Genomic DNA, 19,318 nt, shown 5'->3' on the forward strand with positions numbered 1-19,318 from the left:
TATTTAATTGTTCTTTTGTATACTGCAAATTTATAGCAGCGATAAAAGTTTCTTTGTAGTGGAAAAAGGAAGTTCATGTAGTAAAATCACTACAGGATTACTCATTGGTTTAAATAGAAAATCCCTTAATACTTTCTAAGTGTTGAGGGCGTATCTAATTCCTGTTATTTCTATTATAAAGCTGTCGTGATATAAATTACCGTTGCTTATAATTTTTCTTTAGATTTTCACAAAATTTACTGAATGTTTGGTGTGATGTATTAATTAGATTTAAATGTCCAAAAGCATAGATTCTACCTTACAGATGACAGATACTTATTCCCGGATTTTGAATTTTATCTATATCGGTACAATACATACAAAATCAAAGGCCTCCTGAGGAAGCCTTCGAAACACCAAATCACAAAATATTAATATGAAAATTTATTTATAAAGCTGTTGCAGTATAAGTTACCGTTTGTGTATAAGTTCCTGCTGGTTTACCTAAAATATCAGAAGAAGATGATTTTGCCGCTGGAATGGTGTAGTCCAGATTCAGTGTTAATGCACTTCCAAGAGGAGCATTTGATACTAAAGTTTGATCCGTTGCAGATAAAACAACAGCGCTTTTTGTTCCGCCCATTGTTCCGGCAGCTGTAGCTGCTTTGATAGTCAAAACATTTACAGGGATCAGGTTGGTTCCATTCATGAAATTAGCACCTCCTGCTTTTACTTTAACATTAAAGTTCTTCGTTGAAGTAACTTTTAAAGAGTTGGCTTTAGTAATTGTTTGATCAGAGTTATAGTCTGCTGCAGTAACATAGTTGAAGTCAACCGTATTACCAATTGCAGTACTTCCCGCATCGATAGAGATTACATCGTTAAGGGTAATGTTTACCGTTGTGGTTGCTGTAGTATTTTGAGCTTGAACATTGTTAGTTCCTAATATGATTGCTCCAAAAGTTAAGGCTGAGATTACGATTAGTTTTTTCATGATAGTAATATTTAATTGTTCTTTTGTATACTGCAAATTTATAGCAGCGATAAAAGTTTCTTTGTAGTGGAAAACGGAAATTCATGTAGTAAAATCACTACAGGATTATTCATTTTGCTTGAATAAGAAAAGCCCTCAACACTTTCTAAGTGTTGAGGGCTATATTTAAAAATTGATATTTACTTACAATGCAGTGGCAGTATAAGTTATTTTTTGTGTGTAAGTTCCTTGTGGTTTCCCCAGAAGTACTTTGGATGCATTTTCCGACGAAATAGAGTAGGCAATATTTAAAGACTGTTTAGTACCTAAACTTGCATTACTCACCAGTACCTGATCAGTTGTAGATAAAGTGACCTCATTCAGGGTCCCCACCAGACTTCCACCTGGTATTGCCTTTACCTGTAATATATCTACAGGAATTACGTCTGCACCACTTACAAAGTGTGTACCTTCAGATTTTACTTTTACATCAAAATTTTTGGAGGAAATAATGACTAAACTATTGGGAACGGTCACATTTTTTGATGAGTTATAGTCTTTTGTGCTCCCATAATTAAAATCTACAGCACCTTCTGACGCACCAGTGCCAATGTCCATTGCAATAACGTCTGCTAAAATAATATTTACGGATGTACTAACCTTCTCAGAATTTTGTGCAAGAACCCGGTTGGTTCCTATAGTGATTGCTCCCAGGGATAGGGCAGTGATAAAGATTTGCTTTTTCATGATTAATAAATTTAGTGAGGTGTAATAATATTGTAATTCAGAATTCATTATAAATCTAATAACATTATTCGAAATTACCAAAGCTTTATTGTTATTGATTGGCTAATTGTCAGTGTTATAGTTTCGATAATGAAGGATTAGCTATTATAAAGTAATTTTTTTATTTCATAGAATGCTTCACTGCCATTTTAGGTGAGATAATGTTAAAAGCTCTGAAGCCCGGTATATTTGCTGAAAAGTTAAAAAAAATGAATATCAATTAAGAAAAACAATGGGGAAACCATACAAAATAAACTTTTATAAAGTTAGCAGTTTCATCTTTAAACGACTTAAATTATATTCATTTTCCAATATCTTCTAACGAATTTCTAAATTAATTTGTAAATATTATAAAATGACCTATTTTTAGTATTTTATTACAAAAATACCATTCAATGCCGAAAAAAATTATAAGAAATCTTCAGATAGGAGTAGTGATTTCTTTGATGCTTCTGATTGCTAGTTCCATAGCATCTTATATAAGCATACATAAGCAGATGGAGAATAGGGAAGACCTCTTGAAAAGTAAGGAATCTATAAGCTTAGCAAAAGATATCTTAAATACTCTTTTAAATGCTGAGACGGGCAATCGGGGATATCAGCTTACCGGCCTGGAAAATTTTCTTGAACCTTTCGATAAAAGTAGGAATGAATATCCGCTGCTTGTTTCTCACAAAGATAGACTTAATCTTAGAGATAAAGATCAGATTAATATTCTAAATGAACTGCTACATACTTCAGAAATCTTAATGAAAGAATATGTTTTGCTTATTGAGAATCGTAAAAAGGGAATATTAATAAGTCCGGAAGAACTTGTACAAAACAAGGAGGCTATGGACAAATGCCGCATGCTCGTTCAGAAATTTGTAAAACTTGAGGAAGTTCAACTTGCCATAAAAAATGAAGAGCTGAATAAGTCTTCGAAGTGGACTGTTTTATTTATCATCTTTTCTGCGGTTGCAGCCATTGGTGTAACCGTTTTTGTTTATATACAATTAAAATCTGATCTTATCCGGCGTGGTAAGTTAGAAAGCGATCTGTCTTACACTAAGGAAATGCTTGAAGAAACAGGCTCAGTAGCCCAGGTGGGAGGTTGGGAAGCCAATATGAAGACAGGAAAGCTGTTCTGGTCTCAAAGTACAAGAGAAATTCACAAAATAGAAAATAATTTCCAGCCTACTTTTGAAAATGCCTTTGAATTTTACAAAGGAAAAAGCAGGGAGAGAATAAAATATCTTTTTAACAGGGTAATACAACAAGGAATTCCTTTTGATGAGGAACTTCAGCTTTTACGTAATGATGGCGCTACGATTTGGGTAAGAGTAAAAGGTATTCCCGAATTTGAAGATGATACCTGTAAAAGGGTTTTCGGAATCATTCAGGACATTGATGCCTTCAAAAAAATGTTTTTAGAGGTTACCCGGAAGGAGGCCATAATGCAGTCTTTTGCCACTGATGTTCCTGTTCCTTTGGCCATGTTTGATAAAGATCTTAACTATGTTGCTGTAAGCAGCAGATGGAGAGAGGAATTTAGTATGAATAATGTAGATCTTATCGGTAATAATCTTTTCACGATATCACCTAATATTCCCAAAGAACGAAAAGATATCTATGACAATGCACTTTTGGGAAAAACGTACATCAACAGTGACTTTATGCTAAAGGTGGAAGGAAAAGAAGAAATTCAGCATTATGACCTTAAAGTCGGTCCTTGGTATCTTACAAAAGATGAAGTAGGGGGAGTGATTATTTCCATACAGAATATTACAAATGCTGTAAAGATAAATGAAGAACTGAAAAATGCCAAGGAAACGGCAGATATAGCCAGCAAAGCAAAATCCGAATTTCTGGCCAATATGAGTCATGAGATCAGGACTCCTTTAAATGGAGTTATTGGTTTTTCAGACCTTCTCCTCACAACACCACTGAATGAAACACAGATGCAATATCTGAATTACATCAATGAGTCAGGGGAAAACCTGCTTAGCATTATCAATGATATATTGGATTTTTCTAAAATAGAATCCGGAAAAATGGAGCTTTTGATTGAGAAAACTGATGTTTATGATATGTTAAGCCAGGTTATAAATGTTATTATTTATCAATCCCAGAAAAAAAATATCGAACTTCTTCTCAATATTGAGCCAGGTCTTCCAAAGATACTTTTTTTGGATGAAGCAAGGTTAAAACAGATTTTGATCAATCTTCTGGGAAATGCTGTGAAATTTACAGAAAAGGGAGAGATAGAGCTAAAAGTAGAGAAATTACGCATGGATGATAGTACTATTGTTTTGCGCTTCTCGGTAAGAGATACGGGGATCGGCATCCCTGTTGAGAAACAGAAATACATTTTTAATGCCTTTACTCAGGAAAACAGTTCCATTAGTAAACGATATGGTGGAACGGGTCTAGGACTTACTATCTCAAATAATATCCTGGGATATATGGGAAGCCATTTGTCGCTGAGCAGCGTAAAGGAAAAGGGTTCTGTATTTTTCTTTGACATTGAGATTCCTTACGAGATCTCTCAATTGAGAGAGGAGGATGAAATAACTATTAGAACGGCCTTAGTGGTTGATGATAATGAAACCAATAGGATCATTCTTGACCACATGCTTACCTATAAAAATATCAAGTCTACCTTGGCTTCTAATGGGATGGAGGCGTTGGAAATCCTGTTGAAAGGAGAGCGGTTCGATGTGATCCTGATGGATTATCATATGCCTGTTATGTCAGGATTGGAAACAATAGATAAAATAACAGGGCTGTTCAATCAGCGAAAAGAGACTTCTCCATTTATAGTACTTTCTTCTTCTTCTGAAGAACTGGGCATACTTAATTCAGTTAGAAAAATAGAAAATGCACATTTACTGTTGAAGCCTATCAAATCACATGAACTATACAAAACCTTAAAAAAGGTAGACCGAAGTTATGCAGTAGAAATTAGTAAGGATCAGTCTGAGAAAGGTTTGCAGTTATTTGCCCCAGAATTAGAAGTGCTTTTGGTTGATGATAACGTAGTGAATATGGTCCTGAATAATAGAATAATGAAGTCTCTTGCACCCAGTATACATCTAACGGAAGCCGTCAATGGGCTGCAGGCTTTGGAAGAATGCAGGAAAAAGCATTTTTCCATTATCTTGATGGATGTACAGATGCCAATCATGAGTGGTATTGAGGCAACACGAAATATAAGAATGCTGCCGGGATATGAAAATATACCTATCATAGGCGTTACAGCTGGAAATGTGCTGGGTGAAAAAGAAAAGTGTCTGGAAGCCGGAATGAATGATTTCCTTCCCAAGCCTATCAGGCAGAAAGACCTTGTTGAAGTACTCAAAAAATATATTAATGTTTAGGACTTATGAAAAAATGGGCTCAATTTCTTCTGTTAATATTATGTGACAACATATTTTAAATGTACCAGATATAACCTTTATCTAAAACATCAGTTTTCGGTTATATTAATAAAATTACTGAGGATGGCAAACATAAGTTTATTGAGCCTAAAGAACCTGAAGCTTCAATAATACGCTATCTCTTTAATGAAATAGCAAAAGGAATTGAAGCTCCTGAAACTATACGTCGACAGCTTTCAGAAAAGGGAGTAAAAATTTTGAGTAATCAAGCCTTTCATGTTGCAATAAGAAATCCAGTGTATTGTGGTAAAATATTTATAAAGAAATATCGGGATGAAGAAGCTCACTATGTAAAATCTTTACATGCTCCTCTTATAAGAGAGACACTATTTAATAAAGTTCAGTTAATTTTAGAAGGCAATAAAAGAAAAATCCGAAAGTATATAAAATTTAGTTCTGCTGACGTTTTTCCATTAAGAGGTTTTTTGACTTGCCCTAAATGTGGGAGAAATTTAACTGCCAGTGGATCAAAGGGAAGTCAGAGAGTATATTATTACTATCATTGTAAATCATCTTGTGGATTTAGGCAAAGTGCTGAACTTACCAATAATCTTTTTGTTGAGGAATTAAAGAAATATGAATTTCTCCCTTCAGTTCAGAAAATCTTACAAAATATCCTACTAACCGCCTATAAAAAGTATAATAACAAAGCTGACGAGAGAAGAAAGAGAATAATTTCTGAAATAGAGAATTATAATGCTAAGATAGCTGTTGCAAGAGAAAAATTATTGGCTGAAAAGATTGAAGATGATGATTATATGATTATTAAAGCACAGTCTAAACAAAAAATTGAAATTCTTGAAAATGAACTTCATGCTTGTTTAGTTGCGACTCGTAATCCCAAAAAAGTTGATGATCGCTTAAACAAGGCTCTATCAGTTATATCTAACTTATCATTATTATACCAATCAAGTAGTGTAGAAGCAAAAAGAAAAATAATTAGTTCGATATATCCAGAAAATCTTGAATTTACAGGAATTGAATATCGAACTACCAGAGTAAATTCAGTATTAAGAAGTATATTTCTTGTAACCAATGTATTAGGTGATGCAAATAATAAAAAAAATGATAAGAAAACAGCTTATCCTTGTCTGGTAGCCCTAACGGAAGATTTCTCGAATTTTTTTAAGGAAGATTTATTGAGAATAGAAAAGATATATGAATATTTTGATTCGGAAGATAATCGGTTTTGATTTAATATTATATGAATATTGATTGTTATAAAATATGACTATATGTAAAATTTTTATATTTTGATCAGAAAGCTGTTGATGCTTATTTCAGAAGAAATATTCAGTTTCATACATATATTTCTTACTTTCAACAGCCCGGATACTGTTATTGGTGTATTGTGCTATTTTTTTGGTATCAAAATCAAGTTTCATCAATGCACAGAAGTACAGTTCTGAGAAATTAAGGTTAGAATTTATCTTTAGGATTTCCGGGATAAAGTGTGGAAAAAAAAGTCCTGCAGAAAAGACAAAGTATGACCATCAACAGAAATGATACGTCCACTTTTATATCTACCCAACTTGATAGTCTGATACCGGCTTCTAAAATTTCAACATTAAGTCAGGGAATGTTTGTAGGGGCTGTATCTGATAATTTTGATGAAAGGATTGAACAGAAAATGTTTCATGCAGAAATTGTAGTGGATCATGAAAAAGTATTGGCAGAAACTAAAAATTATCAGCGGATACCGGAGATTTTATCATTTGTAGATGAAAATGGAAAAGATCGGTTCACATCAATTATTGAAGAGAATTACAGAAATGTTGAGCAGGAGGTTATGAGAGTCATTGAAAATGAAATCGAGCGTATAAAAGCTCACCCTGAGCTACAGCATTTAATACCAAAAGAATAAAGTAAAAATCTCCGGAGACCGGGGAAAAAACTAATAACCATGAAAACTCAAATTAAACATGAGAATCGGGTTAGATGAAAAAATAGATACTTCGGTTTTATATTATAAAGATCTAAATAATGGAATAAGCATTGCACCGGGAAGAATTTTTACACTTCAGAATCAGTTTCACAACTGTTTACGTTTAAATTATGGTGGAGAATGGAATAGAGATATAGAGAAAGCATTAGTGAAACTAGGACAATTAGCGAACCAAATGATTTAGAGAAAGATCCTCTTTAAATTTATAAAATGATTAAATTCATCATGTAAATGTTGAAATTTTTATGGGTAATCATCACAATTTGATCGCTCAGTTTGAGCATAAAAATGGTACTGCCTACTCATTAGGTAAATAAAATACGGAGTTCCGTTATCTCATTGATGATCTAAGGATATTTGGATTCTCATCTGTCTGCAAATTTGGCTGGTGAAGCTCTTGTGTAGTCTGTTTGTTGGAGGCATCACAGATAGGCTTTATGTCCTCATGTCCGCTGTAAACGGCTTTCTATCCTTTCATACCAAAACCATTGAGATTATCATATGGCTTACTATTCCATTCAGTGTGCTTTTTATTTTTGAACTGATTTGATGAGTTCATCCCCGTTTTTTTTAATAGAGGTGAGAAATACGGGGTGTTTTTAATACCAAATCTGTAAGTTATTTCTGATACAGAGTAATTTGCTCCTTTCAGAAGGTTTTAGTTGCTGAAATTAATAAAATTGGTCAGTTCTATAACTGTTTTACCTGCTTCAGTAGATCACTAAGGTAATAGCCAGAAAATAGGTTTTGATGTTCCGGATTTTAGGAATAATTGTTTTTTAATATCTTAGACCGAGAAAATTTCATAATATCTGAAATAAAATAGTGGGCAGATAGTTATAGAACATAAAGCTAAACATCAATAGTATTTAAATCTTCTACAATTTCAATGCAAATTTGCCTTTTTGATTTGAATATTCTGAGGTGTCTTGCAAACATTATAAGGAATTAAACTCATTATTTTATCAACATTTCTATGTTTAAAATTTATAATATTGAAGATTTTAAGTCTCAGAAATCTATAGGTAACGAATTCATGATTGAAAGATTTGAGGATCTTAATCGCCCTCCTGATCTACAGTGGCCCCATAAACATAGTTTTTACGAGATACTTTGGCTTACCTCAGGGAGCGCTATCAATATGGTTGATCATCATCAAACAGAAATTGGACCTAATACTTTATTTTTTATTTCACCTGGCCAACTTCATCAGATGTCAACAACAAAAAATGTGAAAGGTTACAGTATTACTTTTACTGAAGAATTTTTGTTGCTTACCTCAAATAATAAGGATAAACTTCTTTCCCTGAGTTTTCTTAATAACAGTGGCATACTGCCATTCGTTAAATTAACGGATGATAGAGTGAATGAGGTGAAACGTCTCATAGAAATGTTGGAATATGAAATAGGATTATCTGAAAAGTCAGCAATTATTATCAGTCATTTACTTTTTGTTTTACTCAACAGAATTCAACGTATTATTATCAATACCCACGATTATATTTATGACAATGTAAATAGTCTAAGGCTTAGAAAGTTCCGGGAATTGGTAGACTGTCATTATCTGAATGAAAAAAAAATTGAGTTTTATGCTCAGCAGCTCGGTTTAAGCCCCCATCGTCTGAATGAGGTTACCAAACATATAACTGGAAAAACGGCTGGTGATATTATTCGGGAACGTGTATTAATGGAGACCAAAAGGCTGTTAGTTCATACTGACTGGAACATTTGCAAAATTTCAGAACATCTTGGTTTTGCAGATTTATCATACTTTTCAAGACAATTCAGAAAAAAAGAAAAATTAACTCCACTTGACTATAGAAATACAATGTCGGAAAAGTTCCAGAATATTTAGAACTTTTCTCTATCGCAAATAATCACCTCCTAAATGTGTTCTAGGAGCGACTCTTGGATGATAGGGATTATGTTTCATAGTAGTCTGGTATTAGTTAATACAAGGATTGTTGACTTGATGAGTTCTTTTCATTCTATTTCTTACCCTACCATAATTCAACACTTAGAAAAATAAGCATCAGATGCCATTTCAGATGATTCATCTACATGGCAAATTATCTTTGATACTATTGAATGGTATCTTCAATTCATTATTATAGATATGGTAAAATCAATATTTTAGTGAATAATAGAAATTTTTTCCTCAAATATTATAGATGAACTTCTTTTAGTTTTCATAAAAATAGTATTGTAAATCAATTGATTATGCATTGCAGTAGAAATGCAGTAGAAACTCCATAAAATAATTGCTATAGTTTTACTACCAAATTTAAGTATGCCTCTTAGACACTTAAAAATGTATTACGGTCTCTAATAAAACACTACTATTTTAATAAGAAAAATTAAAAGCAATGGAAAAAAAAATGTTACCTATAGCAGTCCTTTTTTATGGATTAACTTTAGCACAAGTTGGAATAAATACAACATCACCAACTCAAACACTAGATGTTAATGGCAATGTGCGATTTCGAAATGTTCCTGAAAATAATGTTCTGGACAATACGGACAGAGTAATGTTGTTACAGGGAGATGGAACAGCCAAAAAGGTTACGATAAGTTCTCTGCAGCCTCCTGGGAAGTTTGCATTGGATGACATTTACACCCTGACAGCTGCTGTTCCTGTTGATAGGAATATCACAGGTACCTATAGTACAAGCAATTCGAAGATTGATAATATTGATATCCAGATGAGTCAATCTATTATTATTCCGGCAAGAACAGAAGGATTAATTATTGTTAATTATTCGGTTCCTATGGGAATGGGAACCGATTTTACCTGTGCAAACAATTTATGGTATTATGGAATAAGATTTTTGAAAGATGGGATTGAGATGCCTCAGGGTTCCAGAAAGTTTACCTTTTTTAGAACAGATCAGACAGCAAAGGTAGCTACAATATCCAGCTCCTATTCTGAAAAAATTACGAATAATACTTTTACCGATCTTACAGTGACCTATTCCTTAAATGGATATTTAGAATTTACTCCAGGTACTATTACTACTAATCCCTGCACTATAAGATTTAATATGAATGCTGCAACAGGAGAAAATTTTAATTGGGGGAAGGCTAATATGAATATACAGTTGTTTAAAAAGCCTCTGTAATATTGGTATCGGTACGTATTCATCGGCATGATGTCCTATAATAGAACAATATTAATATCTTTTTAATCTCTGAAGAATTTTTCCCAGACAAATTAAAGTAATACATAGTCAATCAATAATTTACTTTGTTGGATTCTGGAAGATTACCTATTTAATCTTAATCTATATAGGTATTGCCTGGAATATGATCTCATCAATTTCCAAAATAAAAACATTTTATCTATTACTGCTATAGCGATGATCAATACTGATACTGCCTTAATGGAGGGGCTGTGGGCATATCATATTTTCGTCTTGAGTTTACATTAAGTCTATTTCAATTTTGAAGTTTCCAGCTGCAGTAATATACATTATCCTTTAACAAAAAAATATAAAAAAATGAACACAAAAAATTTATTTTCAATTGCATTGTCAGTAGTAAGTGTAGCTTTTTTTGCACAAACAGGCAATGTAGGAATTAATACAACAACTCCCGGTACAACACTTGATGTGAATGGAGCTATTACCAACCGTGAAACAGCCATAAGTGTTACCAGTAATAATGCTAATATTCCTGCTAATATAAGCCAGGCACAGCTTACAGGAAGTGCTACTGCAACAGTTTCTATTTCCGTTCCGGCTGCTCCCAATGCTGGTCAAAGGCTGGTCATTTTTAACAACACTACAGGTGGGTTTGGTGCAGCGCTAAACGGGGTTACCATACCCAATGGAAAAGCACTGGAATTTGTGTACAGTAATGCAGGATGGAGAGCTACTGACGGAGGGACTGTAGGTGCAGCACCTGTTAATATTTATACTGCAGATGGTGCGCTTAGCAGTAACAGAATTGTAACACAGGGAGCCAATACCTTGGCATTTACAGCCAATCAGCCTAATGCATTCTCTGTAGCCGGAAGTACTTTTTCAGTAGATGCTGCCAATAATAGAGTTGGCATTGGTACAGCTGCACCAACTGATAAGCTTGATGTAAGGGGAAGTGGAAATTTTGAGTCCTCATTGTCTCGAATTGCAGTCACTTCTACAGGTATTAATAATGCAGCAAGTATTGATTTGACTAGATCTAATGGCAATACTAATATTCCTGTTGGAGAACATATAGGAGTTTTCAATTTCAAAGGTTATGTTACTAATGGTTTGTGGACATTAGGATCTATTTCGGTATCAAAAGAGGGTGATCCAACGACTTTGGCATCAAAAATGAATTTCTACACCAGCGGAAATGGGGGCGACGCTAAAATGGTATTAAATAGGTTTGGAAATCTTGGTATAGGAACCACTGATCCAACCAATACATTGGATGTAAACGGCAATGCTAGGTTTCGCTCGTTACCGATACAAACCTCGCTTGGAAGTTCTAATATGTTGCTTTCTGATGGAACTGGCGTTGTCTCACAGATTACTGGTAACGACTTTATCAATACTTTGAAAACTCCTAATAATATTTTCAATGCTGAGCAATTTGCCAGTAGTGCAACTCTGCCTGGAAATGGGGTTAGTAACAGAGTCATATTTGGGACGGTCAATATCAATACGGCAGGGGCAGGTACCTGGGACTTTTCCAATAGCAGTTATACAGTAGCCAAAAGAGGAATATATCATATTGTAGCTGGAGTAAAACTGGAAAATGCTACCAATGCTCCAAATTATGCACTTTATATTAATGCTGGTAATATGGCTTGGACTTTCGGCGGAGCTCCTCAGGCAGGAAATATTTTTATATTATCCGGGACTTATGTAAAGTTGCTGAATGTGGGAGATATTATTTATTGTGATACAAAGACAGGTCCTACTGGCCCCAGCTATAATCATAGCAGTGCATTTATGCATATTATTTATACTGCATTGTAAATGCTATCATGAAGAGGAATTAAATTATTGCTGTGAATCTATAAGGAAAGTTGGAAACATATAGTTCTTAATTTACTTGGATGACAAATTGAAAATGATAGTTGCTATGTACTTGTACTTATGTATCGTGTTTTTCTATTGGGCAGATATGAAGTATACTTAACAGAAAAGGCGATTGTACAATCGCCTTTTAAAATAACAGCCCAATCTTAATTGCTTATTTTATTGATTTGATATAAGGAATGAAGTAGACCTATTATTAATTAAAATGTCAGAAAAGTACCAAAATATATAAGAATTTTCCTTTATTAATTTGGATGATTTTGTCAACTTTGTGGTAGATAAGATAGCCGGTCAAAGATTCAATGAGGGTGGTGTATGGACTGCTAATAATTCGCAAATGGTACTCTGAACTACCACCACACAATCCAAACATGAACAATATAATCTGTAATACATCATATCTATGGCTTATTTTTTTACTCCCTCTTTTAAAATACAAGTTGAATTAAAAATGTTAAATCCTCATATATTGTTTCAAATAGCATCTTTTAAATTCAGGAAAGAACTAAGTTGGGGTAAAATGACATCTGATTTTGCTGAAAAGGTCTTCAGGACTGCAATAAAGGCCACTATGATTGCTCAGGCCTGAAAGTGTGGTAAGAATGTTCAGCATTCACATGTCTGATATACATTACCCTTTTTCCTACGAATATCCAGCTTCGATTCCCATTCCAATTGCTTTTTCTGAAGATTCAGCAATCAGGAACTCGCATGCTGAAATATCTGCAAAAGTCTGGTCTATCATTTCTTTCTCCTGGTCTTTTATAATTCGAAAAACCAATAGCTGTATAAGCTTTCATCATTTTAAATTTTAGTACTGTGAAAATACCGGTTTACGTGAAGTAACTGTGAATAAAATGATATTTTCCGAATCATTTGAACATTACCTTAATTTTTTTTCAAATACCTATGGCTCATTTAAAAAATATTTTTATTGTTCTACTCCTTTTGCTGATCTGTAATGTTAAATCTCAAATTACCATTGGGAAAATTGATAGTTTGCAAACCACCACATTCAGTAAGCTTCTTAAGAATGGGGAGTTGTACAAGATTGTTTTATTGGAAACTAAACTAAGAAAAGAATGTCAGCGATTAAATTATAAAAATGGTGAGATACGAGGATGTCTTAATTTAGCTAATGTACTGATCATGATGAAGAAAAATGAAGAGAGCCTTCAAATGGTAGAAATGGCTGAGAAAGAATTGAAAGGTAAGAAAAAGTATGATCTTGAAGCCTATATGTACTTTGTGTATGGTAAAAATTATAATTCTCTGGATTTGCATGAGCAGGCAATTAAATACTTTGACAATGCTTTTGTACTGGCTCACAAGATTAAAGATCAAAAGGAAAAAGAAAAAAGACTCTACAGTATTTATGATTGGAAGAGAAATAGTTTTGAGTATTTAGGATTAATGGATTCTGTTTACAGCAATGAGCGGAAATGTCTGAAATCTCCAATGCCTATGCTATACATTACAATAGCCGAAAGGCATTTTAAGCTACGTAATATAGACTCTGCTGAATTTTACATTAATAAAGCCAATGAACTTCTCACTACCCAACAAATTCCTATTGAGGGGAAGGCCAATGTACTGAGGGCTTTTGGAAAGCTGAATATTGAAAAGAAGAATTACCATAACGCTTTAAAATATTTATTCAGTTCTTTAAAGATCACTTCAAAAGCTCAATTAGGTAAAAGAACGCTGGAATCTTACAAATTGATTGCTGAGGCGTACCGCGGCTTGAATCTTCCCGAGCTGGAGAATGAATATCTGGTAAAATACTCTGCTCTAAATGATAGCTTACAGCAAGAGGAAAATGCCGGAATCAATATGATAATTAAACGAATGCATAAGGAGCAGTCAGATCAAGAAAAAAGATACAGTTTCGTTTTATTGTATGTCATACTCAGTATTGTTTTCCTGGGTGGTGTTATCGTATATTTTGTTTTTAAATTTTCCAAAAGCCGGGAAAGGATTAAAGATGCCGTGATCAATGAAAAAGTAAAAGAATCGGAAAACCTTAAGCGAAAGTTATCCTGTACCTATGAAGAACTGATCATGCTCGCTAAACAATCAGATCCATCCTTTATGATTAAGTTTAAAGATTCTCATTCTGATTTTTATGATTGTCTTATTTCAAAATATCCGGATCTAAATCCAAATGATCTGAAATTATGCGCATTTCTTAAACTGGACTTATCCAACAAACAGATTGCTGATTATGATCACATTTCAATTAGAACTGTTGAATCGAAAAAATACAGACTCCGAAAGAAATTGAAACTTTCCAGAGATATTGATCTCTATAAATGGATTCAGGATTTTTAATTTTTTTAAATTATATTATCAGTAAATCAGGGTTTTATAGGGTGCGGTATAAATGCAGTAAAGATTTTTTGGTACTAATCGAATAAATTTGTTTTCTAGAGTTTTAGGAATAAAATACATAAGAATTAATCATAATTTTTGTCATTCGATCTATCATATAAATAATTGTATTGCAAAGACCTGTCTAAGCTCAAATTAAGATAAGTAGTATTGATATTAATCCATTTTTTCTTTATGATTTTAAATCTAAAATAAAAACCAAATCTATTAACATCAGAAAAGTTACAATTAAAAGATTCTAAAAACACAACCAATGCTTTGCTCTATTTAGATTTTCTGTCATTTTCCCTCCATAAATTACTGAAGTTTCTAATAGAGCGAAGATTTGATAGATTCTCAAGTTGCTGGAATGTAACTTCTCTAACCTACAAAAATCTTAGGGTATGAAAAAGATATTGAATGACCTTAGTTAGTACTGTTTCTCCTACTCAAAAACTAAATGTAATCGGTTGGAAGTCAACAGTACAAAACAGCATCTTGATTTACAATCTTTATGACCTACATACTTTTATAATATGTTTATGAATTTTAAAAATATCCACATTGGACAGATGATAGAACAAAAAATTAAAGAAAACGGAATAGAAATATCCCGGGTTTGTAATTTTTTGAATATTATGGACGTTGATTTACAGCAAATATATAAGTCTGCAAATATTGATTGTGATACGTTATTAAGGTTTTCTAAGTTAACGGAATACGATTTTTTCCGTATCTATTCACAGCATCTGATTTTGTATTCCCCGCCTAAGGGACCGAATGTTAAGCAGAATAAGACAGATCTGCCCGTTTTTAGAAAAGCAATTTATTCGAAGGAAGTGATTGATTTTATTTTGGAGCAAATTACATCAGGCAAAAAGACAAAATTACAGGTTATTGAGGAATATAGAATTCCTAAAACAACGTTATACAAATGGATAGAAAAATTTCAAAAATGAAACAATATCCCAATTATGGTAGGATTTATGAAGATCTTATTGAACAAAAATATCCGGATAAAAAGGTAAAATGTAAAACATTACTCAAAAAGAATGTTTTATCAGTATTGGATGTTATTAAGCTTAACAATTTGCTTTTTAGTAATGAACAGGATTGCTATAATCAAAAGCTTCGCTCTTATGATGAACCTGCTATTCTGGAAATTTTACAATATCAGAAAATTAATAAGCTTAATAATACCAATGTAGCATCCCATTTTAAATTAAGCCGGAATACGATTACAAAATGGAAGAGACTATACAATAAATTGTAATCTAAAACAGATTTTTAATTCTACTTACAAATATATATGTATTAAAAACTTCTGCTAATGAGATCAGGCTATTATCGTTTTTAGCTGGACACTTTGCTGAGTGGTAATATTGCTGTACGATTCTTCGTGTAAAATCCTTTTTTATAGGTAATCTCTGTATACTAATAAACAAATAATTTATAGAATATCAATTCATCTGCTTATATTTTTAAAAATGGAATGGTGAATTCTTTATTTGTAAGCAAACAGCAGTTTTAGTAGAAATCAGGAATAATTTCTCCTGTAATCAAAGTGCAATATTAAGAGAGTTGGATCATAACACAAAACATATGACAAAATCAAAAGAATTTCAGTATTCTTCTTATTCTCAAAAACAGCATTCATCAATTTTTTTTTCATTTTTTAGACTGATAACTTTGTTGTTGCTATTAGTCATTTGTTTCCATGCTAAGGGACAAAAAATTGACAAAAAAGTGATTGGTAAAATTGATTCTCTAATTGTTATTGCTGATGATTTATACATGAATGGAAAGGATAGAGAACTTATTTTAATTGTAGAGAAAAAAATAATACCTGAATCAAAAAAAAATAATTATCAAAGAGGGTTATGCTATGGTAATTTTTATATTGCTTCCTGTTTATCGTTTGCGGGAAAATACCTTAAAAGTAATATATATATTAAGAAATCACAATCATATACTTCGTATCTAAAAAGTGATTTCACGCAAAGTTCCCGTAATTATGGATTAATAGGAGATAATTTAACAGATCTTGGACTTTATACAGCGGCAGCTCAAAACTATCATAAGGCTGTTCGCGAAATTGAAAAGATTAATACCAAAAATTACAATGACCTTTTAACTCAAAGTACCACCTATAATACGATGGCGAATTTGTATACTATACAGAATTTTCCGGATTCTGTATATTCCTATTTGCTAAAAGAAAAAAAGATATTAAGAACAATTCCTCTGCATATTGCATATAGGGAAGTGGGAAGCTCTTATAGCTCACTAGGAAACTATTATCTTTTAAAAAAAAGTTTTGATTCAGCTGAGTATTATCTTAAAAAGTCATTATCAATTCTAAAAAATAAAGAACATCCGTACGAAATTGAAGCTTTAATCGGGATGGGGGATCTTTACATGTACAGAAAAAAGAATGATAAAGCTATTCAATACTATCAGGAAGCATTGAATAAATCAAGTCTCCATAATTTGCGTTCGCATGGAATATTATATAAAAAGCTGGGGGATTTCTATTTTAAATGCAATGACATCGAAAAAGCTAAGGAATATTCAATTTTAGGACTAAGGTTTGAAGACAGCATCAATGTAAATATGGATCGTGATCGCAATTTCATTGTCAATGAAATTTTAGAAGGAGAAAGAGAAATTTACAAAAATGAAAATAGAAAAATTAACTATGAAGTGGGGCTACTGATAGGTGTAATTATTTTATTACTAATCGTTATTTATGTTTTTCGTAAATCAAAGAAACAAAATGACTTAAAGCTGGATATCAAAGAACTTGAGATAGCTGAAAAGATAGCGTATACTAATGAGTTGGAGCAAAAGTTAAAAATATCTTTAAATGAAGTTATAGAAGCCGCAAAAAAAAATAGTCCTGTTTTTTTTGAAAAATTTCAATCTTTACATCCGAATTTCAGTATAAAATTGTTAGAGATCAATGGTAATCTTATCACCAGTGAATTGATACTTTTGGCATATGTTTACCTAAATTTTTCATCTAAGGAAATAGCATCATATACTTTTAGATCATACCGAACAGTACAAAGTAGAAAATATATGTTACGGAAGAAACTTAATCTGGAGGCCAATCAAGATCTCTATTTATGGCTAAAAAGAAAGACATAAAGGTATACTTATATAGTACGTAAATATTAAGTGTTTTTATTTTTTTTAATATTATCAATCGTAATGTATTGATTATTATTTTATTATGTGATTAATCCTTTTTGCGTATCTGTTTTTTTTTATGAGATTTCTGGTTTATTTTCCTTTGTAACAGAAATTCTTATAAAATGAAAAAAAAATTATTACCTATGGCTGCGATATTTTTTGGCACCATAATCTATGGACAAATTGGTATTAACACTACGGCTCCAAAAGCGACTCTTGACATTATAGCAAAAAATTCAAGCGGAACCTCAACTTTAGCAGATGGATTACTAATACCGCGTATAGACAGGCAAAGGGCTGTAAATATGACTTCAGTTGAGCCTTCTACTCTTATTTATGTAAACAGTATTGCCACTGGCAGCGCTACAGGGCAGGGATCAAATATAGATAGTATAGGGTTCTATTATTTTGATGGCGTAACAAGCAAATGGAGTAAATTAACTACAGTAGCAGATCCTACTCCCGATGCGTTTGTGGATGATAGCGCCAACACAATGGTTAAGCTTGGAGCAACTTCTTCAGGTTCAGCCAGAGCTGCAGGATCAGAATTTGTTATAATGGATGCCGGAAATGTTGGAATGGGTACTTCAACACCAGCCCAAAAGCTGGAAGTAAATGGAAATGTAAAATTCAATGCAGTACCTAATGCTACATCCGTAGATAATACTGATAGAATAATGGTACTACAAAGTGATGGTACTGGTAAAAAAGTTCCTTTAGCTAGTCTTCAGCCTCCTAATGCTTATACCCCAAGAGGAATATTTAGTTATCAGGCACCTAATCCTGTTTTATATGCATTGAATACATCATACCCAACCACGACTGTCATCAATAACATTGATATTGGTTATAATAATGGCTTTACGGTATATATTCCCGCTAATACATCTTCATTGATCCTTTTTAATTACTCAATACCTAATGGATTAACTGACTCTACTGGAGATAACCTCAATTTAAATACAAGTGGTACCGTTTATCAGGGAATAAGATTTTTAAAAGCAGGAGTGGAAGAACCTAATGGATCAAGAAAATTTCTTCAAACTGGAGTTTCTTGCGTAGCTGGAACTTATTCAGAAACGATTAATAACACTACTTCCAGTGAAATGGCTATAGTATTTTCGCTTCATGGCTACCTAGAAATAGGTGCAGGTACAAATTTTCCAAGTGGTTCTTTTGCAAGATTTAATATGAATAAAGCTACTGGAGCCAATTATAATTGGGGGAAAGGGATTCTAACATTACAACAGTTTGATAAGCCTCTGTAGTAGTTTTGAGGATGAAATAAAAATATACACAAAAAGTAATCAGAACCCACTATGATAAGCTCAAAATCAAAATAAATATTATAGAAAGGATGAAAATAAAAACTTAAATGTAGCAATAAAAGATTCTTAACACACCAATAATGGAGAGGAAAGTATTAAATTACTACACTAACTTTTATGAAAAGTAAGGATCTATCTAACATACAGTGTTGAAATTTATTTGGGACGGTAGTGATAAAAAAATAAAATTGCTATAGGTGACATTAAGACTTTGCAGTCTCGAAATTGGATAAACCCCTTTTTAACATTATCAGCTTTTTTTTTAATATATTGCTAATGTTTGAGATCAATGT

At 32.7% G+C, this 19,318-nt stretch carries 13 protein-coding genes and 1 pseudogene; 12 read left to right on the forward strand and 2 right to left on the reverse strand.

The annotated features are described in order from the left end of the window. Nucleotides 1–427: 427 nt before the first annotated feature. Together ACTJIP_RS10615 and ACTJIP_RS10620 are read right to left on the reverse strand one after the other, a co-directional pair. Nucleotides 428–973, reverse strand: a complete 546-nt coding sequence (locus ACTJIP_RS10615; RefSeq protein ID WP_077414286.1) for a peptidoglycan-binding protein LysM — start codon at nt 971–973, stop codon at nt 428–430. 183 nt (nt 974–1,156) lie between these two features. After that, entirely contained in the window at nt 1,157–1,699 is a 543-nt protein-coding gene (locus ACTJIP_RS10620) for a peptidoglycan-binding protein LysM (protein ID WP_440704545.1), read from the reverse strand. A 434-nt stretch (nt 1,700–2,133) separates the two neighbouring features. On the opposite strand from ACTJIP_RS10620, the gene ACTJIP_RS10625 reads away from it, so the two are divergent. The 12 genes and pseudogenes from ACTJIP_RS10625 (at nt 2,134) to ACTJIP_RS10680 (ending at nt 18,965) form a co-directional block, all read left to right on the forward strand. Further along, on the forward strand, nt 2,134–5,097 hold the full coding sequence (locus ACTJIP_RS10625; RefSeq protein ID WP_232538922.1) for a response regulator: 2,964 nt from the start codon (nt 2,134–2,136) through the stop codon (nt 5,095–5,097). A 170-nt stretch (nt 5,098–5,267) separates the two neighbouring features. Beyond that, the gene (locus tag ACTJIP_RS10630; RefSeq protein WP_440704560.1) at nt 5,268–6,350 is read left to right on the forward strand and encodes a recombinase family protein; all 1,083 of its coding nucleotides are present in this window, start codon (nt 5,268–5,270) and stop codon (nt 6,348–6,350) included. A gap of 269 nt (nt 6,351–6,619) precedes the next feature. Beyond that, nucleotides 6,620–7,021, forward strand: a pseudogene (locus ACTJIP_RS10635) (hypothetical protein); the annotation flags it as partial. 58 nt (nt 7,022–7,079) lie between these two features. After that, the gene (locus ACTJIP_RS10640) at nt 7,080–7,286 is read left to right on the forward strand and encodes a hypothetical protein (RefSeq protein WP_440704546.1); all 207 of its coding nucleotides are present in this window, start codon (nt 7,080–7,082) and stop codon (nt 7,284–7,286) included. A 792-nt stretch (nt 7,287–8,078) separates the two neighbouring features. Beyond that, nucleotides 8,079–8,957: a helix-turn-helix domain-containing protein gene (locus tag ACTJIP_RS10645; protein WP_428168038.1), complete on the forward strand. Its 879-nt coding sequence runs from the start codon at nt 8,079–8,081 to the stop codon at nt 8,955–8,957. Between the two features lie 511 nt (nt 8,958–9,468). Beyond that, nucleotides 9,469–10,221 carry a hypothetical protein gene (locus ACTJIP_RS10650; protein ID WP_219072605.1) on the forward strand — a complete coding sequence of 251 codons (753 nt, stop codon included), beginning with the start codon at nt 9,469–9,471 and terminating at the stop codon, nt 10,219–10,221. A gap of 378 nt (nt 10,222–10,599) precedes the next feature. Beyond that, complete coding sequence (locus tag ACTJIP_RS10655; protein WP_440704547.1) at nt 10,600–12,069, forward strand: hypothetical protein; 1,470 nt, start codon at nt 10,600–10,602, stop codon at nt 12,067–12,069. 972 nt (nt 12,070–13,041) lie between these two features. Then, the gene (locus tag ACTJIP_RS10660; protein ID WP_219072607.1) at nt 13,042–14,463 is read left to right on the forward strand and encodes a helix-turn-helix transcriptional regulator; all 1,422 of its coding nucleotides are present in this window, start codon (nt 13,042–13,044) and stop codon (nt 14,461–14,463) included. A 581-nt stretch (nt 14,464–15,044) separates the two neighbouring features. After that, the gene (locus ACTJIP_RS10665) at nt 15,045–15,461 is read left to right on the forward strand and encodes a transposase (protein ID WP_077416232.1); all 417 of its coding nucleotides are present in this window, start codon (nt 15,045–15,047) and stop codon (nt 15,459–15,461) included. Then, the gene (locus ACTJIP_RS10670; protein WP_228408784.1) at nt 15,458–15,775 is read left to right on the forward strand and encodes a helix-turn-helix domain-containing protein; all 318 of its coding nucleotides are present in this window, start codon (nt 15,458–15,460) and stop codon (nt 15,773–15,775) included. Before ACTJIP_RS10665 ends, ACTJIP_RS10670 begins: the two co-directional genes overlap by 4 nt. A gap of 329 nt (nt 15,776–16,104) precedes the next feature. Next, nucleotides 16,105–17,652 carry a tetratricopeptide repeat protein gene (locus ACTJIP_RS10675; protein ID WP_219072608.1) on the forward strand — a complete coding sequence of 516 codons (1,548 nt, stop codon included), beginning with the start codon at nt 16,105–16,107 and terminating at the stop codon, nt 17,650–17,652. A 188-nt stretch (nt 17,653–17,840) separates the two neighbouring features. Next, nucleotides 17,841–18,965, forward strand: coding sequence for a hypothetical protein (locus ACTJIP_RS10680; protein WP_428168034.1), 1,125 nt, complete (start codon nt 17,841–17,843; stop codon nt 18,963–18,965). Nucleotides 18,966–19,318: the final 353 nt, after the last annotated feature.

The sequence above is a fragment of the Chryseobacterium sp. 22543 genome, from assembly GCF_052044565.1.
GTDB lineage: Bacteria > Bacteroidota > Bacteroidia > Flavobacteriales > Weeksellaceae > Chryseobacterium.

Excerpts from the sequence above, each read along its gene's own strand:
- ACTJIP_RS10615 (WP_077414286.1), bottom strand. The coding sequence starts at position 973 with ATGAAAAAACTAATCGTAATCTCAGCCTTAACTTTTGGAGCAATCATA.
- ACTJIP_RS10620 (WP_440704545.1), bottom strand. The coding sequence starts at position 1,699 with ATGAAAAAGCAAATCTTTATCACTGCCCTATCCCTGGGAGCAATCACT.
- ACTJIP_RS10625 (WP_232538922.1), top strand. The coding sequence starts at position 2,134 with ATGCCGAAAAAAATTATAAGAAATCTTCAGATAGGAGTAGTGATTTCT.
- ACTJIP_RS10640 (WP_440704546.1), top strand. The coding sequence starts at position 7,080 with ATGAGAATCGGGTTAGATGAAAAAATAGATACTTCGGTTTTATATTAT.
- ACTJIP_RS10645 (WP_428168038.1), top strand. The coding sequence starts at position 8,079 with ATGTTTAAAATTTATAATATTGAAGATTTTAAGTCTCAGAAATCTATA.
- ACTJIP_RS10650 (WP_219072605.1), top strand. The coding sequence starts at position 9,469 with ATGGAAAAAAAAATGTTACCTATAGCAGTCCTTTTTTATGGATTAACT.
- ACTJIP_RS10655 (WP_440704547.1), top strand. The coding sequence starts at position 10,600 with ATGAACACAAAAAATTTATTTTCAATTGCATTGTCAGTAGTAAGTGTA.
- ACTJIP_RS10660 (WP_219072607.1), top strand. The coding sequence starts at position 13,042 with ATGGCTCATTTAAAAAATATTTTTATTGTTCTACTCCTTTTGCTGATC.
- ACTJIP_RS10665 (WP_077416232.1), top strand. The coding sequence starts at position 15,045 with ATGAATTTTAAAAATATCCACATTGGACAGATGATAGAACAAAAAATT.
- ACTJIP_RS10670 (WP_228408784.1), top strand. The coding sequence starts at position 15,458 with ATGAAACAATATCCCAATTATGGTAGGATTTATGAAGATCTTATTGAA.
- ACTJIP_RS10675 (WP_219072608.1), top strand. The coding sequence starts at position 16,105 with ATGACAAAATCAAAAGAATTTCAGTATTCTTCTTATTCTCAAAAACAG.
- ACTJIP_RS10680 (WP_428168034.1), top strand. The coding sequence starts at position 17,841 with ATGGCTGCGATATTTTTTGGCACCATAATCTATGGACAAATTGGTATT.